Raw genomic sequence first — 26617 nt, forward strand, 5'->3', positions numbered from 1 at the left:
GCACTCTGCCCGGCTCCCTGCTCCGCTTCGCGAAGGACGGGAGCCTTACTTACGCAGACAAGCTAATTCGTCTGCGGTTAGTTCACGATATTTGCCGATCGGCAGTTCGGCGTCGAGCTGAAGTTCGCCCATGGCTACTCGTTTTAGATAAACCACTCGTTTGCCTACTGCCAGAAACATTCGTTTAACTTGATGGAATTTGCCCTCATGGATAATCAGAGATATCGAAGAGATGACACCCTCCTCCGTCTCCTCATGACTAAGCACGGTGAGCTCTGCAGGCATTGCTTCATAGCCATCATCCAGCTGTATGCCAACCTTGAACCGTTGTACATCCTCGTCATCCACTTTTCCCAATACACGGGCTTCATATGTCTTGGGTACATGTTTGCGCGGGGACAACAGATCATGCGCAAGTGGACCGTCATTCGTTAGAATGAGCAGTCCCTCCGTATCCTTATCCAGCCGTCCCACAGGGAATGGCTCGAAGATCCTGTCCTCTTTGCGCAGCAGGTCCAGCACGGTTTTATCCCTGTTGTCTTCCGTTGCCGACACCACGCCAGGGGGTTTATGCAGCATCAGATAGATCATTTCCCGGTACACAATCCGCACCCCATCTGCTTCTATCACATTGGTGTCCGGGTTCACCTGGATTCCACTATCTTTCACCGTTTTGCCATCGACAAGGATTCTGCCTTGCTTCACCATTTTTTTGAGCTCACTCCGCGTACCTACACCCATGTGACTCAATATTTTATCGAGGCGCTGCGTTTTCTTTCCTTTTTCACTCATACCGATGTCCACCTCCAGCCCGCTGGATACTCATTTTTCAGCACGCCATCCAGCCATTTCCCCCAGCCGAGCGCATACCCGTCCACACACACCAACGCATATCCTTTGGCCGCTGCTTCTCCCTTACACTCCACGCGTTCTTCTTCGATATTCAAGGTTTCACCTTTCAGGTACCTCACCGCTTCTCCGTTCGCGGAAGCCAGGTTTATCATCCTTTTTGCCTCGGAACTATGCAGGGCACAAGCCAGTGGGTGAGACGGTACAAATCGTCCATTCTTCACCGTCCCCATAAACCATCCCGGACGGATCACCTTAAGCCCTTCCAGTCGCGCTGCACCAACAGACGATTGATACACACGATCACCGTAAAATACCGTTTCACCAAAGAGCTCCAGTTCCACATGATCTTCAATAAATTGTTGATACACCGTTACCGGATCAATGTTCACCTGCTCGGTCCCTCGGCCTTTGCCACGATTGGTTTTACGAGTATCACGCTCATTATTTCTTCCGACTCTTCCTTCGTTTTTGCCACCTCGTGCTGGTCTGTCATTTCGCTCTCTGGATTCGGTTCTCATCAAGCGTTCCCGTTTTCGATCTGCTTTGCTGAGAGGCTGAGCCGCAGCGATGGCTTGATCCTCGTATATTCTTGATTCAATCTCGCTCTTTTCTCCTGTAATGCTGCTCAATTCTGCAAAGGATTCAGAGCGATGCTGTAATACAGCTACATAATGGCCTTCTCCTTCCAACAAGTGAGGCCACAACCTCGCAGTGCCACGCGTCTGGTCCAACACAGTATCGGTCTCTTCTGCCGTCTCAGGCAGCATCTGGCGTACCCAATCCGGTCTTCCCGGGGCAAATCCGGCCGCTTCCGGAATGTCCTTAACGACAAAGTCCGGATTGAGGTTCAGAAATTCCGCAATCATGGCCTCATTTTCTTCAGGTGCAAACGTACACGTGGAATAAACGATGGTTCCCCCAGGAGCAAGCAGCTTCGCGGCTGTCTCCAAAATGTCACGCTGCATGAGCACACATTTTTCCACCGAATGATGTTCCCATGATTTGACCATGTCTTCATCTTTACGGAACATGCCTTCCCCCGAACATGGCGCATCAATTAATACCTTATTAAAATAATGCGGAAATGCACCGGCAATTCGCTCAGGTGACTCATTCAGCACAACTGCGTTGCGTACACCGTACAGTTCGACGTTTTTGGCAAGTGCTTTGGTCCGTTCTGCATGGATATCATTGGTTACCAACACACCCCTGCCCTGAAGCTTCGCTGCGATCTGGGTTGACTTACCACCTGGTGCTGCACACAGGTCCAGCACATGATCCCCAGGCTGAACACCCAACAGTTCAACCGGGGCCATCGCACTTGGTTCCTGAATATAATATAGACCCGCATGATAGTACGGATGCAAACCTGGCTTCACACCATGAGGCACATAAAAGCCCGTCCCGCACCACGGAATGGGCCGCAAATCAAAAGGAGCCAATTCATCAAATTGATCCAATGATATTTTTAACGTATTTACTCGAAGCCCCGCATGTGGGGACTGTTCATATGATTTCATAAATTGTTCAAACTCATCACCAAGCAGACCTTTCATACGCTCGGCAAAGATTAAAGGTAGCTGTACAGCCATATTCACTCATCCTGTCCTGTTAAAATGCATATTGTTCTATGTTATCATATCCGGGTGCAGCTTTCCTATGGCTTCACTGCATATTCCACTACAGCGTGTAATGTTGTATAATGACAAGTAGGTTGATTCTCGTGCAAAAAACGGGTGTTTATGTATATTATCCCATACTCTATTTTTGCCAAAACTATATTTTGATATGATTAATGGGGGATGGTCCAATGAAATCGAAGAAAAAGAAAAGTGCCTCAATCCTGATTTTCCTGGGTATTTTCGTTGTGCTGCTTGCAGCGCTTGTCCTGGTGAATCAGCAATCCAAGAAACAAATGGACGCTGTCGAGAACGCTTATGGCATTGCAGCATCCAAGCTTAATCCGGCTACACGCGAATTGCTTGATGATCCTAACTATCAACAGATTATCCTGCCAGATGATCTTAAAACCAAGATTGACAATAAGGAAAGCTTTTTCGTTTATTTCTTTGCCTCTGACTGCTCACATTGCCGTGCAACTACACCTCAGTTAATGCCGCTGGTAGATGAAGTAGGCATCGATCTGCCACAATTCAATCTGCGTGAGTTCGATTCAGGCTGGACAGATTATAACATCGAATATACACCTACGCTGGTTTATTATCAGGATGGCGTGGAAAAAGACCGTATGGTTGGCGGGCTGCAGGAGAACGGCAGCGACAACGGCTACACACTCGATGACTACAGACAATTTTTTGACAAGTATAAAGTCAGCACAGCTCCTTCGGCAAGCTAAAGGGTAACTTATGATTTCGAGTCATGAACTTATTCAAGCTTTTTCTTAGAGGACAAGCACGCACTCATTCGCAACTTCAATCACATGAAAATCAATTAAAAAATCACCCCGACAAATCCTTTTGAAGGATCTGCCGGGGTGATTTTTGTTATGTCGTATATCTATGATGCCAATATCTCTAATTTACTTCCCGTTCGAACTCTGTTCCTGCTGCAACGCCTTCATCTTCTCTTCATAGATGCGCCCACGGGTCGGACTGCGGCGTTGCGGAATGTTGGGTTTCAATTGCAGAGATCGTTCTTGAACTGCGTCAAGCAGTGCCTTATCCCGGATCTGAATGGTGAGATCCCTGTATGGAAAATGCTCTGGATCAGGACCTGATAGTCCTTGAACCAGTTCCTTCACTTCCTCAACCAATTTCCCGAGTCCAATCCCCCTCGCATCTTCAGGATAATGCTCCAGCAGTTCAACCGAACTCTGTAACATCATCCGTCCTCCGCGAAGATTGCTGTTCCTGAAATGATATAAGCCAACCGCAATCTGTAATAATCCTTTATAAAAGGTATCCCGATCCCGTTCCAGCCACAGTTCTTCCAGTACCTCATGGCATTCGAAGTAGTCCTGATCACGGTTAAAATAGATCAGATAATCCACATACAGCGGCTCATAGCTGCTCATCGGGATTTTCGCCCTTCCTGGCCGAATTCAAAAGTGCTTTTACATCGTCCAGCAAGTCTTTCAGTGCTTCCATATCATGACGCTCCCAGCAGTCGTTAAAGCGCTTCTGCGCCTCAATAGCCTCGTTGACGAGATGATAGAAATACAATTGATGTATGATCGACAACGTCTTGGAGACGATGTTTGAATCATCTTCAAACTCCTTCTGCGCTTCCAAAATCTGCAGGCGGATTGCTGACATCTCATTGTCCAATACAAAAGCGGCTTCAGCGGTTTTCTTCAACCTTGCCCGCATATCATCCGGCAGACTTTCCCGATATTTATAGCTCAGCGAGTGCTCAATCGTGGCCCAGAAGTTCATGGCAAGCGTCCGAATCTGAATCTCGGCCAACACCTTCTTCTGTCCCAGAGCTGTCTGAACAGGATATTCAATAATCATATGGAAACTGCGATAACCGCTCTCTTTGAAGTTCGTAATATAATCCTTTTCAATCAAAACCGTTAAATCCTTGCGTCCGCGAATGTACTCCGCCACTCTGCGAATATCATCCACGAATTGACACATAATACGGATTCCCGCAATATCCTCAATTCCCGTCTCTACCTGATCTAGTGGCACATTCAGACGTCTGGATTTCTCCAGAATGCTGGATATTTTTTTGACACGACCGGTAACGAATTCAATCGGGGCATATTCTTCCCGTTTCTTCAGTTCCGCTCGCATCGTTTTGAATTTGACTTTCAATTCCTCTACCGCTTGTTCATAAGGAAGTAAAAATGTACCCCAGTCTCTACCGTCCATGCTTATGCCTCCTGTCTCTATAGCGTCCCCTGTTCTAGTCTATTATACATGATGTTCAGCGGGGGGAAGAGTCCCGTTCCATTACCCTCTTCCAAGCTTCTATATTTTCGCTCCGGGGAACTTCTTATCCTTCTTACTCTTATACGTGCTCTGCACCAACAGCTTCGGAGATATGGCGATAACCGTCCTTGCGCAGCAACTCACGCAATCCGGCATGAATACGCCGATTCACCTCAGGACCTTCATAGATCAGAGCTGTGTATATTTCCACCAGACTTGCTCCGGCCTTAATTTTTTCGTAGGCGTCCTCGCTCGTAAAAATACCCCCGGAACCGATGATCGGAAGCTTCCCTTCGGTTTGGCGATAAATTCGGCGAATAATCTCCGTAGAGCGATCACGCAGCGGTTTGCCGCTCAGTCCGCCGGTCTCCTTCGCATGCTGATGGGACAGGCCCTCCCGGTTAATCGTCGTGTTGGTGGCAATGATGCCGGCAACGCCGCTGTCCGCGATCGTGCTGACCATATATTCAAGCTCCTGATCGTTGACGTCCGGTGCAATTTTGACCAGAACCGATTTGACCGGTCCACCTGTTTTCGCACGCTGTGTCTCCATTTCGCTCATCACCGCAGCAAGCAATTCCTTCAATTCATTCCCATGCTGCAGGTTACGCAGATCCGGCGTATTTGGTGAACTGATATTTACCACAAACAAGTCAGCATAATCATATAACGCCCGGATGCATTTGGCATAATCCAGATGGGCTTCTTCATTAGGTGTTGCCTTATTTTTGCCAATGTTGACAGCTACGGGAATCCGGCGATCCTTCAGACGCGCCAACTCACCTGCCATCGCTTCCACGCCAAGGTTATTGAACCCCATCCGGTTGACCAATGCCTCATCGGGAGGCAGACGGAACAGGCGAGGCTGCTCGTTGCCTGGCTGTGCGAGTGGTGTTACGGTGCCCACTTCCATGAACCCAAATCCGATGGATGAGAAACCCGTTACAGCCTGTCCATTTTTGTCCAGACCTGCCGCGAGGCCCACTGGTGTAGGAAAATGACAGCCAAACATATCAACAGCCAAGTCTTCCGTTTCACGCACGCCATACATCACACGCAAACCGGAAGGCACCGGGCGAATACTGCCCATGCCGCTAAGGCCACCAATAATCAGATGATGGGCCTGTTCAGGGTCCATTTTGAACAACAAGGGTTTAGCAAGACTTCTGTATAACAAATCACTCACTCCGTTCTCGGCCGGTACGCTGTAAATATGCTTTCCCGTCTTTTTCATATGTAAAAAAACACTCTATACACAAGTCTATCCGTTTCTTCATCAAAAGGAAAGTAGTTTGCGCATAGACAGCAGCATTTTGCCTGTACCCCGAAGCGACTTGAATCCGTGCGGAAGAAATACACCCGCATACTGGAAATGAAGTGTTGAATTCTTTACAATGGGAGCATGGTTACATTATACCAGTCCCAATGAACGAAGGAGGAACAGCCCATGGCTCCCAAACGTAAACCGCCTGCATTGCAGCAAAAGAAAGAAGAAGTCAATCGGAAAGCCATTGCCTGGACAGCGGCCAGTGTCATCGGATTAATCATTATCATCGGCGCTCTGATCATTATAGCCAACATGTAAATGGTCAATCCGATTGCCAGTTCCATACATAATCATTCGGCTGGATTTATGCCTTAACGAACAATTAAACAACAGCTTAGTTCAGCCAGTGATACTTCTTGTTTGGATTGTTTTGCTTCGGAACGAGCGTGTACTGATAACGATCCTTCGCTTCCGGAACAAGGATGGTTTCTGGCAGCAGATCTGTTCCAATGCGTACCGGGGTTCCCTGAGGGGCAAGCGCAAACAGTTCCTCCACATCCCCTTTACTCATTCTCACACATCCAAGGGATTCATCCAGCCCGATGCTGTTTGGCTCGTTGGTCCCATGGATGGCATAATTCGTATCCGACAGCTGCATGCCTCGTGTTCCGAACTCACCATCGGCGCGGCCATTCGGATTCACGACCTTGTCTGTAATGACAAAAGTGCCTTCGGGTGTGCGTTCTCCCCCCAGTCCGACCTCATAATTACGTATAATGGTATTCCCGCTAATCAGCGCCAGTCTGTGATTGCTTTTGTCTACCACAATCTCCAGTTGATCCTGCAAAAACAGCTGCCCTCCAAGCGTATCTGCAAAAGGGTTGCCAGCTTGCGGAGAATCCGATTGTCCAGCTTGTCCCTCATTTGTTGGTTGACCTACGGTTCCCTTCTCTTGTTGATGCAACGACAGTAATGTCGGGAACATTTCAGTCATCCCCGGTGCAGTCTCGCCCAAGATATTATTTGGAAAAGGTTGAGCAAGCTGGCTTACATTTTTCGGCCAAGTCCCTTTTTGCTTATGATATGTAATGATCGCACTGGACAACGACGCCGCTGATTCCTGTTTGGCGGTCCAGGCTTGTGCCAACAGCTGTATGTCCTTCGAAACTTCTGGAGGTTCGCAGTTACACTGCTTTGAATCATAACTTTGCGCTGTTAACCTGCCGCTGCTGTTGGTCTGCACGATATATTTCACCGGCATATTCCGTTTCCATAACGCCCAGTTGTCAGTCATTTGCATACCCAGTACTGCCGATGTCTCCACCTTAGGTCCGGCCCCTGACCAGGCAGAAGCCAGCGCTTTTTCTCCCTGATGACTGCCACCAAACCCAGCTGCTGTAAACACATTTGAATTGGATACAGGAACGGTTGGTGCTTCCTGCCCCCCCGATAATGGCTCCTCACCTGAATCACTTACAGATTCCAATGCGGTAGCCAGCGTTTCAGCTGCATCTCGATTGAAGCCAGGGGCATCTGCAGGCGGCAATCCTGCAAGCACAAGCAGCATCAGCAGAGTCAGCCACATTTTGCGAATACGGTGCTTCTTCTCCTTTTGTTCCGCCATCTCAACCAGCTTGTTTTGATAATCCACCCAAATGTCTGCAGGAGCCTTACTCCGTTCAAACGCTTCGTAAACCTCACCTGCTTGCTGAAAACAATAATTGGCCTTGCCTTCCTGGCCTTCGCGCACATACTCCTTGCCGAGCAAATACCAGGCCATTTTATTATCTGGATGTTTCTTAACATATGTTCTTAGATGAGTGTTCTGCATCCGATCCTCCGTTGTTATGCCTTTTTCCGTTTCTTTCTATTATATCGGCATAGTAAGGAATGAAATCCATAGGACTTGAGTACCCGGATGGAGGCTGTGCTTTCGACAAAAAATACGTCCAAATCCATTGAACCAATTTCAGTACATCAAAAAAAGCACGTCCTCCTGTCCCACGACAGAAGAATGTGCTTTTTTAATGTTATATGGAGTGGATTAGCCTTCTTTGTTGAAAGGTTCGTCGGCAACTTTGATGGAATCTGTAGGACAGCCATCGCAAGCATCCTGCATATCATCGAACAGGTCGTCCGGGATCGCCTTAATGCCTTGGTTGGCGTCACCATCGAAGATCACTTCGGCCAAACCTTCATCGTCATAGTCATAAATGTCAGGCGCTGTTGCTCCGCAAGCACCACATGCAATACATGTGTCTTTTTCAACCCAAGTATACTTACTCATTACAATCTCTCCTCCTAAAATTCAAAACGTACAGTGTTTTTATCTAGAAACATATTAATACAAAGTAAAAGTAATTACAAATTATTTTAACAACATCAAGACTATATTATGCCCTATTTAATCGAGACTTTGCAAGTTATCTTTTTGCAGTGAGGTGCCCCTCACCTTATGGTTGCGAAGTAACACGGAAGGGTCATCTCCGAGCATGCCCGCGGTTACAACAGCATTCTCTCCAAATTTGTCACGCAGCTGATCCATAATGCGAATCAGATTTTCCTTTTTCGGCTTCTGCTCATATTCAAACAGATCAAGCTGTACAACAGATTCCTCACGGGGAATCAGATTTTGCAGCGTTACTCCCAGCATTCGTACAGGCTTTCCCCCGCTCCAATGCTTCGCAAATAAAGCGCAGGCTTCCCGGTATATAATCGCTGCATCTTCCGTAGGTACTTCCATCATTCGTGATCGCGTGATGGTCTTCATGTCCGGTGTACGGATCGTAATCTGAATGCCCTGACTCAGCATCTCATGCTTGCGCAAACGCCTGGCCACCTGATCACTTATATTAAGCAGCACCCGGTGTACATCATCCATCTCGCTAATGTCCGCAGGAAGTGTAGTGGTATGCCCGATGGATTTGTTCGCTTCCCGTTCTGCCTGAACGGATGAATGATTAATGCCATTCGCCGAATTTTTCAGCCAGGTACCGTTAATGCCAAAAACATCCCTCAGCATGCGTTCATCCGATTTTGCAAGCTGTCCAATGGTTTCTATGCCCAGCTTTTTCAGCTTCTCAGCCGTCTTTTTGCCAATCCCATACAACTCGTTGCAGGGTCTGTGCCATAGAATCTTAGGTACATCCCTCATTCGCAAGATAGAGATACCGTTAGGCTTTTTCAAATCAGAAGCCATCTTGGCCAGCAATTTGTTGGGTGCAATTCCGATGGAACACGGCAGTCCCAGTTCCTCCCGAATTCTGCGCTGGATGCTCTCCGCAATTTCCATGGGTGTGCCGAATTGTTTTGAACCGGTGATATCCAGGTAACACTCATCAATGGAAGTCGCCTCCAAAAGCGGTGTGTAGCTATAGGCTATTTTCATAAATTCTCTTGAGTAGCGACGATATAAATGAAAATCGGGACGAATGACGATCAATTCCGGACATTTCTTCATCGCTTGGTTTACTACCATGCCTGTGGAGATGCCTCTGCTCCGAGCAACGTACGAACACGTTACAATCACGCCTTTTCTCACTTCGCTGCTGCCTGCAACAGCTGTTGCTTTACCTCTGTATCGTTCCGGCTCTTCGGCTTCATGCACTGAGCAATAAAAAGCGTTCATGTCAACATGCAAAATGACTCTTCCGGCGGCAGGATAATATCGATCCACATCGGTGTAATGAGTTCCATCTGAAGACATGTTCCTCCGCCCTTTCGTGCATCTTATTTAATGAAACATTATATAATCTATTTCTATTATACCAAGGTCATTATGTAAAATCAGTCACGTGATTTTATTTTCGGTTGGATTTGATGATCGAGCGAATAATCAACCATCCCACACTCACAAAAAGAACAACGGCAATCAAGGCTAAAACCGTATTCTCCCATACAATAGTCAAATATATCCCTCCGATTTTCCATATATCCCATTTATCAGTTAAACTTAAATATATCATAAATTTTGACATAGGATCACATATCTTATATTCGTAATTTGATATTTGTTACATGAAACTGCGATTTCTGTGTAGCATTTGGCCATAATGGTGCTATAATAATTAATTATACAAATTCACGACTTTAGGACAAATCAACGCACCTAGTTTAACACAGTGTAGCGTTGCAGAATCGAAGGATTCGTCCGCAAATTAGTTCGCACGCTTCTCCAAACTTACAATTAAACTTTTTAAAAAAGCGCTTTATTTCAAAGGAGGATCTTCATGTCAAAGGCCATTTCCATCTTCGATACGACTTTACGTGACGGCACACAAGGGGAGGGTGTCAGTTTATCGGCAGATGACAAGCTCAAAATTGCCAAGAAACTAGACGACCTGGGTGCTCATTATATTGAAGGCGGAATTCCGGGCAGCAACACCAAGGACATTGAGTTTTTCAAAAGAGTCAAGGAGTTAAACCTGAATGCCAAGGTTGTTGCCTTTGGCAGCACACGTCGCAAAGGAAGCATTGCCAGCGAAGACGCCAACCTGAAACGGATGATTGAATCCGGTGCACAGGCAGCAACATTGGTGGGCAAATCGTGGGATTTCCATGTGCATACCGCCCTGCAAACCACTTTGGAAGAAAATCTGTCCATGATCTATGATTCGATTGCTTATTTGAAACAAAATGGAATGGAAGTCATATTCGACGCTGAGCACTTCTTCGATGGATTCAAGCACAATCCGGAGTATGCCCAAGCTGTATTAACCAAAGCCCATGAAGCAGGGGCAGACTGGCTCGTGATGTGTGATACCAACGGTGGTACGATGCCACATGAAGTGTATGAGATTGTATCCAGACTCTCTGGAACCCTTCCTCAAGCTCATCTCGGCATTCACACACATAATGACTGTGAGCTCGCTGTTGCGAATACGCTAAGTGCTGTACAAGCCGGTGCCAGACAGGTTCAAGGCACAATGAACGGTTATGGAGAACGATGCGGCAATGCCAATCTGGCCTCCATTATTCCGAACCTGCAGCTGAAGCTTGGATATGAATGTGTGTCCGAGGATTCCATGAGACAACTTACAAACGTAGCCCGTTACGTCAGCGAGATTGCCAATGTGAACATGCCGATCAATCAGCCTTATGTCGGTAATGCAGCTTTCGCCCACAAGGGCGGCATTCACGTCTCTGCCATCCTGCGCGATTCCCGTACCTACGAACATATCGTGCCTGAACTTGTCGGGAACAAACAGCGTGTACTCGTCTCCGAACTGGCTGGACAGAGCAACATCGTTTCCAAAGCTCAGGAACTTGGACTGGAGTTCGACCCGAGCAGTGCCAATTCACGCCAGATCATCGAGAAAATCAAAGATCTGGAGCATCAGGGTTATCAATTTGAAGGGGCAGATGCTTCCCTTGAGCTGCTGATTCGCGAAGCAAACGGAGATATGAAGGAACTGTTTACATTTGAATCATTCAAAATGCTTGTGGAAAAAACAGCCGGCAAATCCGTTGTCTCCGAAGCATTTGTGAAATTGAATGTCGCTGGAACAAGCGTTTATACCGCGGCTGAGGGTAACGGTCCGGTAAATGCATTGGATAATGCTCTTCGGAAAGCACTCGTCCAATACTTCCCTTCGCTTGCCAACATGCACCTCTCCGACTACAAAGTGCGTGTGCTTGACGAGAAGGATGCCACAGCAGCCAAAGTACGTGTATTAATCGAATCCAAGAATACAGAGAATACCTGGAATACTGTCGGCGTTTCCGAAAACGTCATTGAAGCGAGCTGGGAAGCCCTTGTTCACAGTTTCCGTTATGCCCTACTTCAGGAAAAATTACAGGACGAGCCGGGAGTAGTCCATACTGCCTTTCATGGATTAAGCAACCATTAGTGCTTATTTCCCGGAAAATAAAAGAAGCGCTTGTCTCCAAATCACATGGAGTCAGGCGCTTTTTATTGGATTTATTTAGTTGATTACATCCTTAATCTTGCGTTCCAGTTCTTTTTCAGGCAAAATACCGAGAATAACTTCCTGGATCACACCATTCTTATCAATCAATACATTTGTGGGAAAAGCTACACCATTATACTTTGCATAGGCTGCACCATCTTCATCAAGCAAAATGGGGAACGTCAGTTTGTATTCCTCCACAAAAGCTCTTGCATCTTTCAGTTTATCGTAAGGAGTTACATTAACTCCATACATATCCAATTTGTCTTTGTACTTCGCAGCCAAGGTATTAAGCGCAGGCGCTTCTTCCTTGCAGGGTTCACACCAGGAAGCCCAGAAGCTGACAAATACAGCCTTTTCTTTGGCTCCTCCTGCGGTATATGTTTTTCCATCCATGCCTTTCAGAGAAAACCCGGGAGCCAGCAGTCCCGCTCTCGGTCCCGTTTCAGTAGGAAGCGGTTCCTCTTGTTTAAACACTGCAGCGATCCCATTATCCGCATTTTGAGCGAGCGCAACCCCAATCAGCAATATAACACCAAGGAGTATGTAGATGTTCCGTTTCATGGCCAGCCACCCTTTTATAGTATCAGCATATTACTGACTTATTTACTTCATTGTGGAGAGTTCGGTTCTCTTATCGGCATTTGCGCATTGGGAAACCCTTATTACATTGATACAAATACTTTCTTTAATATTGTACCCTTTTCCTTTAAAATTTTACAATCAGGGATCACACAAATTGAACCAAAAAAGGACCCCTGCCTAAGCAGGAGCCAAAGAGAGAGGGGTGAATACAAAATGGCAGCACTTCATGGACAGCAAAACACATTCTTCATCCCTTCTTCCGTAGAGCAAGAGATGTTGAAGCACATGTACACTTCGCTGCCGCAGGAAGCCTGCGGGGTTGTGCTGGGTGAAGCCGCAGCGGGCGGCATACGAATCAGTCGGTTTCAGCCAATTCGTAACGTAGCGCCTAACCCGCTGCATCACTTCAGTCTGGATGATGCAGAATGGATTCGGTGTGTATTTAATGAGCCCCAGCTCATCGGCATTTTCCACTCCCATCCTCGAACCGAGCCAGTACCGTCTACCCAGGATCTTATCGCCCTTCAAGCTTACGCCCGATTACTCCAAGTGTATCTGATCGGCTCTCCTAACCTGACAGTCAGGTCTGAACAACAGATGCACTTAAACGGCTATCAGATCCAGTCTGATCTTGATTGCGATAGCAAGACGGACCAGCAAAAGTTATATCATCTTCAGCCGTCACAATTATGCGTGACTTAAGTGAGTGTACAAGTCACCCAATGTTTCTACATTTTTACGAGTCATGTCCTCCAGATAGCATGACCACAGCTGCGCCGTCATCTTGGCATCCTCCAAGGCATGATGGCGTCCATAAATCGGAATGCCTCTTGATTCCAGCAATTCATCCAGACCATAACCTGGTCGACCCGGCTCCAGCCAGCGAGCCAGCATCATAGTATCGATCAGCCGATGTGTCAGCCTCACCTTGGAGGTGCGCCACAGCGCTGCATTCAGAAAGGCCCGATCATGCGCACTTGCATGTGCAACCAGTACACTGCCTCCAACAAATGACATAAAATCATGCAAGCCCTCCAACAGCGAAGGTGCTTCAACAGTCATCTGCTGCGTAATGCCTGTAAGCTCAGTAATATGTTCAGGAACCGCAGTTTTGGACTGCACGAGCGTATAAAAATGTTCCCCTTCCAGCACCACACCACCACTGATGCGCACAGCGCCAAATGAAAGAATCTCATCTCCATGCTGGGGAGAAAAACCTGTCGTCTCCAGATCAAACACAACAGCATCCAATTCATTCAGCGGCGTATGAAGAACTTCCGGTCTGCGCTGCTCCCTCATCATAGAGCGAATGAACGCCATGTGTTGCGCCGTTGGGGCCCCCATAATGGAAGCGATGGCAGAAGGTACCCCTCCCTGACGCAGCGAATTCCAAAATCCAGTATTGCCCCTTGCCGGCTCTCTCATGGACGTCTCCTTTCTGCAAAACGAAGTTGTCTTTGCAGTGCACGATGCACGCGTCGCACCTGCCCTAACGTATCCCGAAGCTCATAATGCATTTGTTTTTGTTTCATTTGTTTCTCATCCAGAAAACCACTGCTCTGCTGCAATCCGCTTCTAATCACAACTGGTGTACTACGTCTAAACTTGAGCGCCATCATGAAGGCCCGACCGGCTGCATCAAGTAAGGTCAAAGGGACAGCTTCAAGCGAAACCAGTCTCTGAATTCGTTTAAGTGTGGACGTTTCCCTAATTCCATGCTGCAATGCCAAAAAACGCGCACTGTTCACCAGCGGAATATATAAGCCATATTTGACGTCAAATCCGCCAGCATGCTCACCGAATCGTTCCGTGACCACCTGACCGAGAATATTAAGTGTCGCCTTGTGTTTAACCGTATTGCGCAGAACAGCATCCGATAGCTCAGGAACGGCTCTGAATCCATCATAGAACGCAGCAATCCATTCCTCTGCCAGACCTCGCTCCCCTGTCACAAAACGCATATCCGAAGCAATGATCAGATTACGTACAGGTTCCCATGCCAGATCTGATCTCCACTCCCTGAGCTGCTCCTTCCAGGATTCAAGTGTCTTACGCCATAACGGCTCCGAACACATGACTTTCCCTTCGCATTTGGCATAACCCAATTCCTCAAGCATATCAGCCATTCGTCGTCCAAGTTCGGCAAAATACGCTTCTTTCCCCTCATGCGGGGTATCACTGATAATCATGCCATTGTCCTGATCACTCCACAATGTTGCTTCTTCCCTGCCCGAACTGCCAAATACGATAAAGGCATAGGGGACGGGAGGCCGGCCGAAGCCGTCCTCTACCATCCCCTGGATGCATAACTCTACTGCTTTCCGGTATATCCGGTCATGCAGTTCATTTACCGTTTGGTACCACTCGATCGGCGACAAGGAAGCGGACAACAATTCCTGAAGCTCATTCTGCAAAACTACACGTGCCTGGCGCAGCTCCTCGGAAGAAGCCGCACCATCGATCCCCTGATAGGACCAAGAATGGTTTATAAACGGGATAGGTTCCATCATGTCCAGCCTCCTTGAAGCGTGATTCAGTCATCATTCATCTCAGGAGCTGAACGTACCGCCTCCATTGGATTTACCTTCAATGTTTTTCATTTGCTCAGGGTACCCGTAAGTACCGTGCTCACTAAGATCCAGACCCATGGTTTCCTCTTCTTCTGTAACACGGATACCCATGATGGCTTTCATTCCGCCAAGGATAATGAAGGAGACAATCAGTACGAAGGCAAATGCGCCTGCCAGACCTAAGAGTTGAACTCCGAGCTGGTGGAATCCACCGCCGTAGAACAGACCCGCTTGACCTACGCCTGCATTCTCAGCAAGCTCCGGAGTTGCGAACAATCCTGTGGAAATGGCTCCCCACATACCAGCGATACCGTGAACGGAGAAAGCGTAGATTGGATCGTCAATTCCTTTGCGATCAAAGAATTGAGCCGTGAAGAATGTAATGATACCTGCCAATGCACCGATGACCAGAGCTGCCCAAGGTTCTACAAAGGCACAAGCACCTGTAATCGCTACGAGTGCTGCAAGAACACCGTTCAACATGCTTGGAATATCCGATTTACCCAGAACTGCCCACGAGATCAGCAGTGCAGCAACACCACCCGCAGCAGCTGCTACGTTTGTAGTCAATGCAACATAACCGAAGAATCCATCGCCCATGGCAGACAACGTACTACCTGGGTTAAAGCCGAACCAACCAATCCAGAGGATGATTACACCGAGTACAGAATACACTTGGTTGTGACCCGGGATGATGTTAGGTTTACCGTCTTTGTTATATTTACCGATACGTGGTTTCAAAAGAATTGTAGCTACCAGCGCAGCCGTTGCACCCGTCAAGTGAACGACAGTGGAACCTGCAAAGTCTTGCATGCCCAGCTCTGCGAGCCAGCCGCCGCCCCATACCCAGTGAGCAACAACTGGATACATAATAATGGTATAAAGCGTTCCGAAAACAATATATACGCTCATTTTTGCACGTTCAGCCATACCACCGCAGGCAATGGCCAGAGATACCGCCGCAAAAGCGAGATGGAATACAAATTTTACGGTAAGTGGAACATCGGAGAAGGCCAGTGATTCGAAGGAAGCAGCCATTTGGTCACCACTCAGGAAAAATCCTGTTGTTCCAAAGAAGCTGTTACCATTACCGAAGCCGAGACCGAAGCCGAGAGCCCAGAAAGCAATAACCGAAATTCCCAATGTCAGGATCGTCTTACCCGCAATATGTCCTGCATTCTTCATTCGTGTTGAACCTGCTTCCAATAAAGCAAATCCCCCCTGCATTAAGAAAACCAGCACAACAGCCAGAAACGTAAAGGCTGAGTTCAGACCGCTTTGAAGTTCGATGTTAGTCGGCCCCTCCGCTGCAGCAAACGCGCTGACCGGGAAAGCCAGTAAAGTAAGCATTAATAACACCGAAACCAACCATTTCTTTCTCATGTACCCCACTCCCTCGTATGTTAAGTTTCTTCACATAACGTGAAACTCTTAATGTCATTATAAGCAGAAGACAGGAAAGTTGACAAGAGTATTTTAAACAAAACCGAAAATTATTTCTGGGAATAAAGTCATGCGTCTTTTTCTTGCACTTAAGTACATATTCATGTCCCATGAGTACATAGTTATAGAAACGAAGTTTTACCGGGCGTTAAAGTATAACGTTTGACTGTATGGTTAAAGATCATGTATCATAACTATATAGGAAGAAAAGAATGGGGCGGAGTCTGTAAAGCCGCAGGTGGAATCTACAATTCCCTACATTAGAACTTGCAAGCGAGGTGAATACCATTGGGGATATGAAACTGTTTCGGATTGGCGAACTTGCCAAGACCGCTGGTGTGAGTGAACGGACGATTGATTACTACACGAAGCTTGGTTTGATCGCTCCTGAAGAGCGGACAGAAAAGAACTATCGTCTCTATAGTAATGAAACTTTAACTAGGCTCGAACGTATTGTACAGATGAAACAAGAGAAATATAGTCTCGACGAGATCAAGCAATCTCTTGAGAAGTGGAGCCTCGTTAGCACGGAAGAGCAGGTTGCCAGCAAACTGACAACCCTTGAGCTCCATGTTCAACAACTCGAGCGGGAGGTCAATGAACTCAAACCACTGCTTGGGGAGATGAAGCCTGTACAAGCACGCAAGATGATGGCAGGCCTGCTCACGAAAAGCGCTGGTACGATGGAAGCCTTGAAAATCTTGCTTGAGAACACCATGATGTAGCTTACTATTAGAAAGCGGAGGAATGAATATGAGTTTTAATAACGGTATGTTCGTTTTGATCATTATCGCATTTTTGCTCTCCTTATGGGCGCAATTCCGCGTTAAGAGTACATTCAACCGTTGGTCTGATGTCAAAAACCTGAACGGTATGACCGGTTATGATGCCGCTCGCCACATGCTGGATTCAAACGGTCTGCATGATGTTCCGATCGAACCGGTACGCGGTGCACTCTCCGATCACTATGATCCAATTAATCGGGTTGTTCGATTGTCCGAACCGGTATATTATGAAAATTCAATCTCAGCTGTTTCCGTAGCCTGTCATGAGGTCGGCCATGCGATACAACATAAGGAAAGCTATCCGATGCTGGCACTTCGCCACCGGATCTTCCCGATTGTGAACTTCGCATCCGGACTTGCACCTTTTCTGTTGATTGCCGGTTTCCTCTTCAACGCAATGAACCTTGTTGGTATCGGTATTATTTTCTTCTCCGTTACCGTTGCGTTCCAGCTCATCACGCTGCCAGTAGAATTTAACGCAAGCAATCGTGCTCGTGAAATTATGGTATCGGAAGGTTACATTCGTAATGAAGAGGAAAAAGGCGTTGCCAAGGTACTGAACGCTGCAGCATTGACTTACGTTGCCGCTGCACTGATTTCCCTGCTTGAATTGATCCGTTACATCGGGATTTTCAACAGTCGTGACTAAATTAAATACAATTACAACAAAACAATACCCCACCGTTATTCGGATGGGGTATTGTTTTGTTGTAAACCGAAATAATTAAGCAAAAACGAACGAAACGACTGTGCCACAAGTGGCAGTTTGTCATCTGCACGATGGATCAGTCCGATCGTTCGCGTTACTTTCGGATGAGAGATCGCCACATGAGCCGGTTGCAGCGGATTGGTCTGAAATAGCGCCATTTCGGGCAGCAGACTCACTCCCATTCCCGCAGCAACCAATCCTCGAATTGTATCTGTCTCTTCACCTTCAAAGGCGATTTTCGGCGTAAACCCCGCCTCCAGGCAGGCATGCCAGACAATTGGGCGCAGTGAGTATCCTTTGCTGAACAAAACAAACTTATCGTCCTTGAGTTGTTCAAGTGCGATCTCTTCTTCGCCTGCAAGGGGATGATTCGGGGGAAGAATCGCATGCAACTCTTCGGTTAACACGATATCACCCGCAACCTGATCATGCTTTTCCGGAAAAGGAGATATAAAGGCCAGATCAACCTCAGCAGACAACACATCACGTATGAGTGTGGGAAACATGCCCTGTTTAAATCTGAATTTGACGTTGGGATAACGCTGACGAAATGCAGCCACAACCGAAGGAATCAGGTGAATACCAAGACTATGAGGAAAACCAATGCGAATTTCACCATGTTCCGGGTCCAAAAATTCATGAACCTCTCCGACTGCTTTGTCCAGATCCTTCAGTATGCCTTCAATTCGTTTGCAGAAGAGCTGCCCAACTGCGGTCAACTGCAAATTTCTCCCCTTTTGCATAAAGAGGTCAACTCCCAGTTCCTCCTCCAGTTGATGAATCTGGCGACTCACCGCGGACTGTGCGACATGCAGCTCTTCGGCTGCTTGGGTCACATGCTCCTTTTGTGCCACTTTTAAAAAGTAATGCAACTGTCTTAATTCCACTCGCCTGATCTCTCCAATCTGCTATACCCTACTTAGATCTTGCCTGCACTCCGTCTTCAGATCATTTATTTACGTGTTTACTGTTTCCTGAACTTGCGCGGCTTCCATAAGCGGATGAGAAGTCCATAAATGAAGAATCCACCTAACAAACCACCCAAATGAGCCATCCAGCTAATGTTCGACATGGCAAAAGAGAAAATAATACCGAACGCAAGCAGTGTGTATAACGTTTTGCGGGATGCTTCGTCCATCATCGTCCGCTGGAACAAAGCAACATACAGAAACGCACCATAGATAGCATAAATCGCTCCCGAAGCACCGACCGAAATCGTAACCTCTCCAGCAGTGTTATACCATGCCACCGCCAGAATGTTACCCAAGATACCTCCGCCCAAATACAGCAAGCCATATCTCACTGAACCAAGTAAGCGTTCCATTGGTGGCGCAAATACAACAAGTGCAAAACTGTTAAATAACAGATGACTGAAACCCGCATGGAGGAAAATGGACGTGAAGTACCTCCACCATTCTCCCGAGAAAAACTCATGGTTTGTCAAAGCACCAAACTTGAGCAGCGTCATTGTGTTGGTCGATCCACCATTGACAGCGAGTACAATAAACATAACAACATTGGCTATCAAAAAAATTGACGTCAGCGGGAAAAATTTTAAGTAACTTCTCCAATTTTCATACCTTAAAAATATCATAAGCTTCTTCTTTCACTCCACCCTGTTCAGATCTGCCTTTAATTCCGATCCATTGTATTGATTGTTCGTCTGAATTGGACAATGCCTTTCATAAAAGATTATAATGGATTTTGGCACGGATCACCAATTTAAAGGAGGAACATTATTATGGCACAAGAACGTACAGGCGCAGCCACATTCAAAGGCAACCCTATTACATTGATCGGACCCGAACTGAAAGTGGGCGATCAAGCTCCCGATTTTACTTTGAGTAAAAATCTGGTTGAAGATGCATCCCTGAAAGACTACGCAGGCAAAATCAAACTGATCAGCGTTGTTCCTTCACTCGATACGGGAGTATGCGATGCCCAAACCCGCCGCTTCAACGTCGAAGCTGGAGACCTCGGTGACAACGTTGTCGTTCTAACGGTAAGTGTAGACCTTCCGTTCGCACAAGAACGCTGGTGCGGCGCAGCCGGTGTAGACCGCGTTGTAACATTGTCCGATTACAAAACACGCTCATTCGGTGAAAACTATGGTGTTCTGATCAAGGAATTCCAATTGGACATGCGTTCCATCTTTGTAGTGGATACCGAAGACCGAATTACATATGTGGAATATCTGCCTGAGATGACAGAATCCCCTAACTTCGAGCAAGCAATTGCAGCGGTTAAAGCTTTGCTGTAAAAGGACTCCACGTTCAGAACAAAAGCGAGGAAGGTTCACCTTCTCTCGCTTTTTGTTTATCCATCCATCTATTTCAATCGTTTGCCTTATATTTGGCGAGCTTCTTATCCAATACAGAGAACAGGTTCATGATCGTCCGATAATTGGAACCCAGGTCTCCAAGTGAACCGCGTGAAGCTGAATACATATCCACCGCACTGCGAACCGGACTTACCGAAATAACTGAAACCGTAATATCCATGGTCCGTCCAAACGTCGTCCGTTTCTCCAGAATAATCTCTCCAACCGAAGGAACCTCGTGAAGCACCTTATAACCCGGAATCTTTTTCAGTGTCGAAGAAACCTCTTCCCAGGCTCTGTCTTTGGATAAATTATAATAACGTGTTTTTAATTTGGGATCCTTGGCTCGATCGCTGGTTCCCTCCATACTGCGGATGATACCGACGAGCGTTCTCTTTAAGGTCAAGACCCTTCCTCCTTTGAATGTAACCGTTCCATTTATGTATTCTAGTGTAACATTGTTCAAGTAGTAACAAAAGGGCATACAGCGCTTTTAACAGAAATACACCGGTCAAAACATAAAAAGTTCAAATAAAAAACACCCTGCTATTCCTGGATTAGAGGAAAGAGTCAGGGTGCTGTACTTGTAACATAGGAACCCGCCTATGCCGTCCGGCTACATTGTCTTATGAACCTGCTTGGCAGGTGGGTGACCGCAAAAATGCTTTTTGAAGTCCCCATGTCGTATAGACAGGGCGTTTCAGCAACATTCTGTGTAGATCTCCCGAAGACATCATCATTGGTTCAAAACAACGAATAACCGAAACGTACATCGCAGGATGTACAATTATTATATCCCTAACTGTGTAAAAAGTAAATGGTGACGACTCAAGTTTTATTTTTGCAGATTATCGTTTTTCACTTCAGATGCTTCAATATCACCGATGGTCTCTACAGAATCGCCGGCCTTAGCAGCTTCCTCTTCTTCCTTCTTCTGCTGCATTTTTTCCATCTGCTCCTGCATTTTCATGAAGGTCGCGTAGAAGTTAAAGAAGGCAAACCAGGCAATAATGCTGATAATGAAGAAGACAAACAATACCGGATACCGGAAACCAATGTAAAATAACAGTCCGCTTCCAAGCAATGTAGAGAATACACGAAACGGTCTGATCAGTGTCAAGAGCACTGCATTTTTAATAATGAGTCCGATTGACATATGATAGTGTACAACCATCGAGAAAAAGTTAAACAGGGATACAAACAAAAGCAACAGCAGCACAAGCATGATGATTCCCACCAGCTGCATATTGCGGAACTGTGTCATGTATACTGTATAATCCAGATACATGATGGCAAACAGCAGGGTGTAAAATATGCCCCCAATTAAACTTTGTTTGTAGTTCTCTTTGTACCCTACAAAGAAAGTACGGAAGATCGGCACATCTGTGTCACCCATATTCCATTTGCGTACGACCGTGAACAGGGCCGAAGTTGCCGGAAAAAGTGTAAGCGGTGCCACAATAGCTATAGCCCAGTTCATTTGCAATGATTCATTTGCGAGATTCTGCTGCATAACGAGCAGTTTCATAATCAAGAAAAACAAGAATGGAGACGAACAAATAGCCCACAACAGATTGGTTGCGGCCAGTCTTGTAATCCACTCTGTAAGCCGGTAGATCCCACCCATAGCTCCTTTAAATTCCAAACATTTCTCCTCCTCCGCAGCCTTGCGTCTAACCTGAAGTCTAATATTAATATACCTTATTATAGATAGGAAAAGCCAGTACTTCCCGAAAACAGATCAGCTATCCCTCTAATCCAGCGCCATAAAGAGCAGGAATTTATGTACATTTCCAAAATAAAAAAATGGAGCAGTTGTCTGCCCCATTTCCCAATTCAGCCTTGCATATTATTCGAAAGAAGAATCTTTCGCAGGACGACGTCCTTCGTTGTTGCTTGGACGCGGTTTGCGGTCACGGTTGTAACCACCTTCTCTGCTTCCACCGCCACTGCTGTTGCGATCGCGGTTGTAACCGCCACGTCCGCCACCACTGCTGTTACGGTCACGGTTGTAGCCACCGCCACCACCGCTGCGGTTACCGCTGTAGCCAGATGGTTTACGTCCACTGGAGCGAACATCTGGTTTACGACGTTTAGCACGAATCGGATCTTCTGGAGTCAATTCAACTTGAGCGTCTTTTTTGTCACCTGTCAGGAGCTTCAGGGAAGCAGACAACAGTTGAACAGAATCATATTGCTCAAGCAATTGAATCGCGATGCCTTTGTATTCGTTCAGTTCACCGGATTGTACAATCTCAAGCAAACGCTCAGCTGTCAAACGTTGTTTACCTTCTACAGCCTCAGCCAACGTTGGCAGTGGTTTGCGAGGGATACGGTGACGTGTTACACGCTCAATGAAGTGCAAGTGATCGATCTCACGTGGTGTAACGAATGACCAAGCAGCACCCTCTTTACCTGCACGGCCTGTACGACCAATACGGTGAACGTAGCTCTCAGGATCTTGCGGAAGGTCAAAGTTCACAACGTGAGTTACGCCGGATACGTCGAGACCACGTGCAGCCACATCTGTTGCAACGAGTACATCAATGCTGCCATCACGGAATTTACGCATTACTGTATCACGTTGGTTTTGAGACAAGTCACCATGGAGACCATCAGCAGAGTATCCACGTTTTTGAAGTGCTTCTGCCAGTTCGTCAACACGACGTTTCGTACGTCCGAATACAATCGCCAGTTCAGGAGATTCCATATCCAGCAAACGGCTGAGTGCTTCAAATTTTTGACGCTCAGGCACTTCGATGTAAGCTTGGTCAATCAGAGGTGCACTAACTTGTTTCGGAATTACGGATACGTGCTCTGGGTTGTTCAAGAATTGCTGAGCCAGTTTTTGAATGTTAGGAGGCATTGTTGCTGAGAAGAGCATCGTTTGACGATCAGCCGGAACTTGTTTCAGGATGGATTGAATATCCTCCATGAATCCCATGTCGAGCATTTCATCTGCTTCATCCAATACAACCGTTTGTACATCTTCAAGTTTGATCGTTTTGCGGTTAATGTGATCCAGGAGACGTCCAGGTGTACCGATGATAATCTGTGGTTTTCTTTTCAGTGCACGGATTTGACGAACGATGTCTTGTCCTCCGTAAATTGGCAGGGAGCGCAAACCTTTGAAGCGGGTGAGTTTTTCGATCTCTTCGGCAACTTGGATCGCAAGTTCACGTGTAGGTGCCATAATGAGGGCGCGGATTTTTTCGTCGCTTTTGGAGATTTTGCTGATCAGCGGAATACCGAAAGCTGCTGTTTTACCTGTACCTGTTTGAGCTTGGCCGATCAAATCTCTGCCTTCAAGCGCAATTGGGATCGATTTGGATTGAATCGGCGTTGCCTCTTCGAACCCAAGTTCGGTGATGGCTTGCAGCACCAGTGGTTCAAGATTGAAATCTGAGAAATTTAAATTTGTCAAAATTATTCATACTCCTTCTATAGGGTGGACATGGTGGACAATCCACTTTGTTGTCTGTATTCTTAAGTAGCGTTAATATTTATAGGGTATCCCATAAGGGCAAATTATTTTCACAATCATCACAATTCGTGAATGGGTCCCCAACATAAGACTAAAACTACATACATCTGTTTGAAACATTTCAAATTTTATCGTTCCATTTGGAAAAAGTTCCCTACTCAAGAATATCCACAAATCATTATATCACAAAACAAATCAAGATTACCAGCAATCTGGTTTTAAATATAAATGAGGTGATTAAATTGCCCAAAATAATTTGGCACTCTTTAGTGATCATATTGGGTGCTGCAGCTATAGCCTGCGGCTTTAACTGGTTTTTGGTCCCCCATCAGCTGCTAAGCGGCGGGGTATCCGGTATTTCCATGCTTCTTGGTTATTTTACAAATTTGAATCTTAGTGTAATGTATTTTGTTCTTAACATTCCTTTGCTCGTTGCGGGATGGTTTATTCTTGGACGACGATTCATTATATTGAGCATTGTATCGGTAGCAGCCACTTCCTGGTTTATTGGACTGCTGCCTGTTTTTGTCGTGGCAACAGACCCTCTCCTCAGCTGTGTATTCGGGGGCGTATTGGTAGGTCTGGGCACAGGCATCTCCTTCCGGGTAGGCGGTTCTACAGGTGGACTGGACATTGTCGGTTCCATTTTCACTCGATATCGGGACTTTCCGATTGGTACGGTTATGGCCGGCATGAACGGGGCTATCATTATGCTCGCGGGATATCTGAACAATGACTGGAACATCGCCTTGGCCTCCATGGTATCAATTTATATCACAGGGAAGGTGCTGGATCTGATCCACATCAGTCATGTTAAAGTGACATTGTACATCATCACGAATGAGACAGAATCCATGTTGAAAAAATTGCTTGTTCGTCCCCGCGGAGTCACGAAGATCAAGACCCAAGGGGCATATACCGACATTGAAAAGGATATGTTAATGACTGTGACAACCCGTTATGAGCTCGTTGAGATTAAACGCATCATTAAGGAAACCGATCCCAATGCGTTTGTGAATATCGTCGAAACGGTTGGTGTCATGGGTTCCTTCCGCAGAAGTTGAGACACATGTACGGTTAACAATTTATATAATTGTGGTATAATAATTGTGCACGGCTCCTAAATATGATGTATAGCAGGATCTGCCCTTCACTTTCACAGGCCATATGCTTTTCCGATTCGCGCCGAATGACTTACCATTTTGGAATTCGAGTAGGAAAGGGTGATTATTGTGGATATGGAAACGGTAAAACTGTTTGAAATCGTCAACAGATGGTGTCCGGAAATGCTCCCTTTCTTAAAACCGAATGAGCTCGATTCACTTATTGTTCTCCGGGATGGGCTGGGCATTCTGGAGCAGGTAGACGCAATGGAAATCATTCAGTACAGTATTTGTGAGCATCAGAACGATATTTACATTCAATAAATTTTTTTGACTGATTACGCCGCTTCTTGAGAGGTTTCCCCTCACAGGAAGCGGTTTTCAATTTTCCCGGGCTGTTTCATTACTTGATTAATATGGTTAAAAGCCCAGAGGCTTTATTATATAATTCAATCATGGAATGCACATAAGGGAGTGGGAGTGAAATGAACATGTTTTGGGCTTTACTGGCCATGGCCATGGGAAGCTTCGGTGGTACACCTGCAACAGCAGATCAGGGAAATCAGCAATTTCAATCATTAACGAACAGTTTCAACACCGCTATTATTCAATCACAAAAAGATCAGGTCATTATTGATGCAGACAATCCGCCTGCCAAGGTTGATCCTCAGCCGGACGCACCCGTTGTTAAAGGCATTTATGTTACAGCCTACAGTGCTGGCGGAGCACGGATGAAAGAATTGCTCGATCTGGTTGATAACACGGAGCTTAATTCCATGGTCATTGATATCAAGGACGATCTCGGATACATAACCTACCCTACAGAGAACAAATCACTACAAGAAATGGGCAAATCCCAGTCATTTATTCGGGATATTGACGCTTTGATGAAAAGACTACAAAAACATGAAGTCTACCCGATTGCCCGGGTCGTCGTGTTCAAAGATACGATTCTTGCCAAAAAAAATCCGGAACTTTCTTTTCGAAACAAGGATGGCTCGGTATGGGCCAACGGCAAAGGCGACAGTTTCGTGAACCCTTACAGCAAGGAAGTCTGGGATTATAATATCGAAATTGCCAAGGAAGCCGCCAAGCTTGGATTCAAGGAAATCCAGTTCGACTATGTTCGTTTTCCAGAAGGCTTCGAGAATCGCGCAGATAAGCTCAAATACACCAAAACTGACAAGTCGCGGGTTGACGTTGTAGCAGAATTTGTTCAATACGCCCGCAAGGAACTGGCGCCGCTGGGCGTCCGGGTTTCGGTGGATATCTTCGGCTATGCAGCCTCAGTGCCTGCAGCAGAAGGCATCGGTCAGGATTTTGTAAAAATATCCGAAAATGTGGATGTGATCTCACCAATGGTCTATCCAAGCCATTACTCAACCGGATGGTATGGTGTCAAGGACCCTGACAAAGATCCCTACACCACGATCAAGGGTTCCATGGAAGACACGCACAAAAAACTCGACCCAACCAAAGAGCTCAAGCCGGTGATTCGTCCGTGGATTCAAGACTTTACGGCAAGCTGGCTTGGCAGCGGGCACTATATTAAATACGGCAAAAAACAAGTTGAAGACCAGATTCGCGCAATGAAAGATATGGATGTAGATGAATATCTGCTCTGGAATGCGTCCAATCGTTACACCTCAGGTGTGAACTATAAATAATGCACTCTTCCCCATTTTCCATCACCT

Annotated in this window: 27 protein-coding genes and 1 other RNA gene; 10 read left to right on the plus strand and 18 right to left on the minus strand. The window is 46.4% G+C overall.

What is annotated here, in order from left to right:
* Window positions 1-45 precede the first annotated feature (45 nt).
* Window positions 46-792: a pseudouridine synthase gene (locus AB3N00_RS08175; protein ID WP_413034101.1), complete on the minus strand. Its 747-nt coding sequence runs from the start codon at window positions 790-792 to the stop codon at window positions 46-48.
* Window positions 789-2444, minus strand: coding sequence for an RsmB/NOP family class I SAM-dependent RNA methyltransferase (locus tag AB3N00_RS08180; RefSeq protein ID WP_413034102.1), 1656 nt, complete (start codon window positions 2442-2444; stop codon window positions 789-791). The genes AB3N00_RS08175 and AB3N00_RS08180 overlap by 4 nt, the downstream gene beginning before the upstream one ends.
* Window positions 2445-2662: 218 nt before the next feature.
* On the opposite strand from AB3N00_RS08180, the gene AB3N00_RS08185 reads away from it, so the two are divergent.
* Window positions 2663-3208: a thioredoxin family protein gene (locus AB3N00_RS08185; protein ID WP_413034103.1), complete on the plus strand. Its 546-nt coding sequence runs from the start codon at window positions 2663-2665 to the stop codon at window positions 3206-3208.
* Between the two features lie 183 nt (window positions 3209-3391).
* On the opposite strand, the gene AB3N00_RS08190 is transcribed toward AB3N00_RS08185, so the two are convergent.
* The 3 genes from AB3N00_RS08190 to AB3N00_RS08200 form a co-directional block, all read right to left on the minus strand.
* Window positions 3392-3886, minus strand: a complete 495-nt coding sequence (locus tag AB3N00_RS08190; RefSeq protein ID WP_413034104.1) for a DUF309 domain-containing protein — start codon at window positions 3884-3886, stop codon at window positions 3392-3394.
* Entirely contained in the window at window positions 3873-4688 is an 816-nt protein-coding gene (locus tag AB3N00_RS08195) for a GTP pyrophosphokinase family protein (protein ID WP_175399759.1), read from the minus strand. The genes AB3N00_RS08190 and AB3N00_RS08195 overlap by 14 nt, the downstream gene beginning before the upstream one ends.
* A 139-nt stretch (window positions 4689-4827) precedes the next feature.
* Window positions 4828-5925, minus strand: coding sequence for a quinone-dependent dihydroorotate dehydrogenase (locus tag AB3N00_RS08200; RefSeq protein ID WP_413035223.1), 1098 nt, complete (start codon window positions 5923-5925; stop codon window positions 4828-4830).
* A 270-nt stretch (window positions 5926-6195) separates the two neighbouring features.
* On the opposite strand from AB3N00_RS08200, the gene AB3N00_RS08205 reads away from it, so the two are divergent.
* On the plus strand, window positions 6196-6333 hold the full coding sequence (locus tag AB3N00_RS08205) for a hypothetical protein (RefSeq protein ID WP_164764163.1): 138 nt from the start codon (window positions 6196-6198) through the stop codon (window positions 6331-6333).
* Between the two features lie 76 nt (window positions 6334-6409).
* Here the strand turns inward: AB3N00_RS08205 and AB3N00_RS08210 are convergent, their stop codons facing one another.
* The 3 genes from AB3N00_RS08210 to AB3N00_RS08220 all read right to left on the minus strand — a co-directional run bounded on the left by AB3N00_RS08210 (window position 6410) and on the right by AB3N00_RS08220 (window position 9721).
* Complete coding sequence (locus tag AB3N00_RS08210) at window positions 6410-7846, minus strand: L,D-transpeptidase family protein (protein ID WP_413034105.1); 1437 nt, start codon at window positions 7844-7846, stop codon at window positions 6410-6412.
* Between the two features lie 213 nt (window positions 7847-8059).
* Window positions 8060-8302, minus strand: coding sequence for a ferredoxin (locus AB3N00_RS08215; RefSeq protein ID WP_062322102.1), 243 nt, complete (start codon window positions 8300-8302; stop codon window positions 8060-8062).
* A gap of 117 nt (window positions 8303-8419) precedes the next feature.
* Complete coding sequence (locus AB3N00_RS08220; RefSeq protein ID WP_413034106.1) at window positions 8420-9721, minus strand: DNA polymerase IV; 1302 nt, start codon at window positions 9719-9721, stop codon at window positions 8420-8422.
* 523 nt (window positions 9722-10244) lie between these two features.
* Between AB3N00_RS08220 and cimA the strand changes: the two genes are divergently transcribed.
* A complete protein-coding gene (cimA, locus tag AB3N00_RS08225; protein ID WP_175399756.1) occupies window positions 10245-11864 on the plus strand; it encodes a citramalate synthase in 1620 nt (539 codons plus the stop codon).
* 75 nt (window positions 11865-11939) lie between these two features.
* On the opposite strand, the gene AB3N00_RS08230 is transcribed toward cimA, so the two are convergent.
* Window positions 11940-12488, minus strand: a complete 549-nt coding sequence (locus tag AB3N00_RS08230) for a TlpA disulfide reductase family protein (protein WP_413034107.1) — start codon at window positions 12486-12488, stop codon at window positions 11940-11942.
* A 234-nt stretch (window positions 12489-12722) separates the two neighbouring features.
* Here AB3N00_RS08230 and AB3N00_RS08235 point away from each other — a divergent pair, with 234 nt between their 5' ends.
* Window positions 12723-13211, plus strand: coding sequence for a Mov34/MPN/PAD-1 family protein (locus tag AB3N00_RS08235; RefSeq protein ID WP_413034108.1), 489 nt, complete (start codon window positions 12723-12725; stop codon window positions 13209-13211).
* On the opposite strand, the gene AB3N00_RS08240 is transcribed toward AB3N00_RS08235, so the two are convergent.
* The 3 genes from AB3N00_RS08240 to AB3N00_RS08250 are packed head-to-tail and all read right to left on the minus strand — an operon-like array spanning window position 13197 to window position 16462.
* Complete coding sequence (locus AB3N00_RS08240) at window positions 13197-13934, minus strand: exonuclease domain-containing protein (protein ID WP_175399753.1); 738 nt, start codon at window positions 13932-13934, stop codon at window positions 13197-13199. The genes AB3N00_RS08235 and AB3N00_RS08240 overlap by 15 nt on opposite strands.
* Entirely contained in the window at window positions 13931-15025 is a 1095-nt protein-coding gene (locus AB3N00_RS08245) for a DUF294 nucleotidyltransferase-like domain-containing protein (RefSeq protein ID WP_413035224.1), read from the minus strand. The genes AB3N00_RS08240 and AB3N00_RS08245 overlap by 4 nt, the downstream gene beginning before the upstream one ends.
* A 33-nt stretch (window positions 15026-15058) precedes the next feature.
* A complete protein-coding gene (locus AB3N00_RS08250; protein ID WP_413034109.1) occupies window positions 15059-16462 on the minus strand; it encodes an ammonium transporter in 1404 nt (467 codons plus the stop codon).
* A gap of 356 nt (window positions 16463-16818) precedes the next feature.
* Between AB3N00_RS08250 and AB3N00_RS08255 the strand changes: the two genes are divergently transcribed.
* Together AB3N00_RS08255 and AB3N00_RS08260 are read left to right on the plus strand one after the other, a co-directional pair.
* Complete coding sequence (locus AB3N00_RS08255) at window positions 16819-17247, plus strand: MerR family transcriptional regulator (RefSeq protein ID WP_095288009.1); 429 nt, start codon at window positions 16819-16821, stop codon at window positions 17245-17247.
* Between the two features lie 28 nt (window positions 17248-17275).
* Window positions 17276-17956: a zinc metallopeptidase gene (locus AB3N00_RS08260; protein ID WP_413034110.1), complete on the plus strand. Its 681-nt coding sequence runs from the start codon at window positions 17276-17278 to the stop codon at window positions 17954-17956.
* Between the two features lie 35 nt (window positions 17957-17991).
* On the opposite strand, the gene AB3N00_RS08265 is transcribed toward AB3N00_RS08260, so the two are convergent.
* Both AB3N00_RS08265 and AB3N00_RS08270 read right to left on the minus strand, forming a co-directional pair.
* Window positions 17992-18903 carry a LysR family transcriptional regulator gene (locus AB3N00_RS08265; protein WP_413034111.1) on the minus strand — a complete coding sequence of 304 codons (912 nt, stop codon included), beginning with the start codon at window positions 18901-18903 and terminating at the stop codon, window positions 17992-17994.
* Between the two features lie 77 nt (window positions 18904-18980).
* Entirely contained in the window at window positions 18981-19610 is a 630-nt protein-coding gene (locus AB3N00_RS08270) for a rhomboid family intramembrane serine protease (RefSeq protein ID WP_413034112.1), read from the minus strand.
* A gap of 147 nt (window positions 19611-19757) precedes the next feature.
* Here AB3N00_RS08270 and tpx point away from each other — a divergent pair, with 147 nt between their 5' ends.
* Entirely contained in the window at window positions 19758-20276 is a 519-nt protein-coding gene (tpx, locus tag AB3N00_RS08275) for a thiol peroxidase (protein ID WP_175399747.1), read from the plus strand.
* A gap of 73 nt (window positions 20277-20349) precedes the next feature.
* On the opposite strand, the gene AB3N00_RS08280 is transcribed toward tpx, so the two are convergent.
* The 4 genes from AB3N00_RS08280 to AB3N00_RS08295 all read right to left on the minus strand — a co-directional run bounded on the left by AB3N00_RS08280 (window position 20350) and on the right by AB3N00_RS08295 (window position 23760).
* Window positions 20350-20742, minus strand: a complete 393-nt coding sequence (locus tag AB3N00_RS08280; protein WP_154896022.1) for a DUF1499 domain-containing protein — start codon at window positions 20740-20742, stop codon at window positions 20350-20352.
* 186 nt (window positions 20743-20928) lie between these two features.
* A non-coding RNA gene (ssrS, locus tag AB3N00_RS08285) (6S RNA) lies at window positions 20929-21120 on the minus strand.
* A gap of 51 nt (window positions 21121-21171) precedes the next feature.
* Window positions 21172-21981, minus strand: coding sequence for a YesL family protein (locus AB3N00_RS08290; RefSeq protein WP_413034113.1), 810 nt, complete (start codon window positions 21979-21981; stop codon window positions 21172-21174).
* Window positions 21982-22185: 204 nt separating this feature from the next.
* Window positions 22186-23760: a DEAD/DEAH box helicase gene (locus tag AB3N00_RS08295; RefSeq protein WP_413034114.1), complete on the minus strand. Its 1575-nt coding sequence runs from the start codon at window positions 23758-23760 to the stop codon at window positions 22186-22188.
* A gap of 302 nt (window positions 23761-24062) precedes the next feature.
* Between AB3N00_RS08295 and AB3N00_RS08300 the strand changes: the two genes are divergently transcribed.
* The 3 genes from AB3N00_RS08300 to AB3N00_RS08310 all read left to right on the plus strand — a co-directional run bounded on the left by AB3N00_RS08300 (window position 24063) and on the right by AB3N00_RS08310 (window position 26590).
* Window positions 24063-24884, plus strand: coding sequence for a YitT family protein (locus AB3N00_RS08300; RefSeq protein WP_175399744.1), 822 nt, complete (start codon window positions 24063-24065; stop codon window positions 24882-24884).
* A gap of 174 nt (window positions 24885-25058) precedes the next feature.
* On the plus strand, window positions 25059-25247 hold the full coding sequence (locus tag AB3N00_RS08305) for a hypothetical protein (RefSeq protein WP_413034115.1): 189 nt from the start codon (window positions 25059-25061) through the stop codon (window positions 25245-25247).
* A gap of 161 nt (window positions 25248-25408) precedes the next feature.
* Entirely contained in the window at window positions 25409-26590 is a 1182-nt protein-coding gene (locus AB3N00_RS08310) for a putative glycoside hydrolase (RefSeq protein WP_413034116.1), read from the plus strand.
* Window positions 26591-26617 lie beyond the last annotated feature (27 nt).

Origin of the sequence: Paenibacillus xylanilyticus, from assembly GCF_047246825.1 — a bacterium.
In the GTDB taxonomy this organism is placed as follows: Bacteria; Bacillota; Bacilli; order Paenibacillales; family Paenibacillaceae; genus Paenibacillus; species Paenibacillus xylanilyticus_B.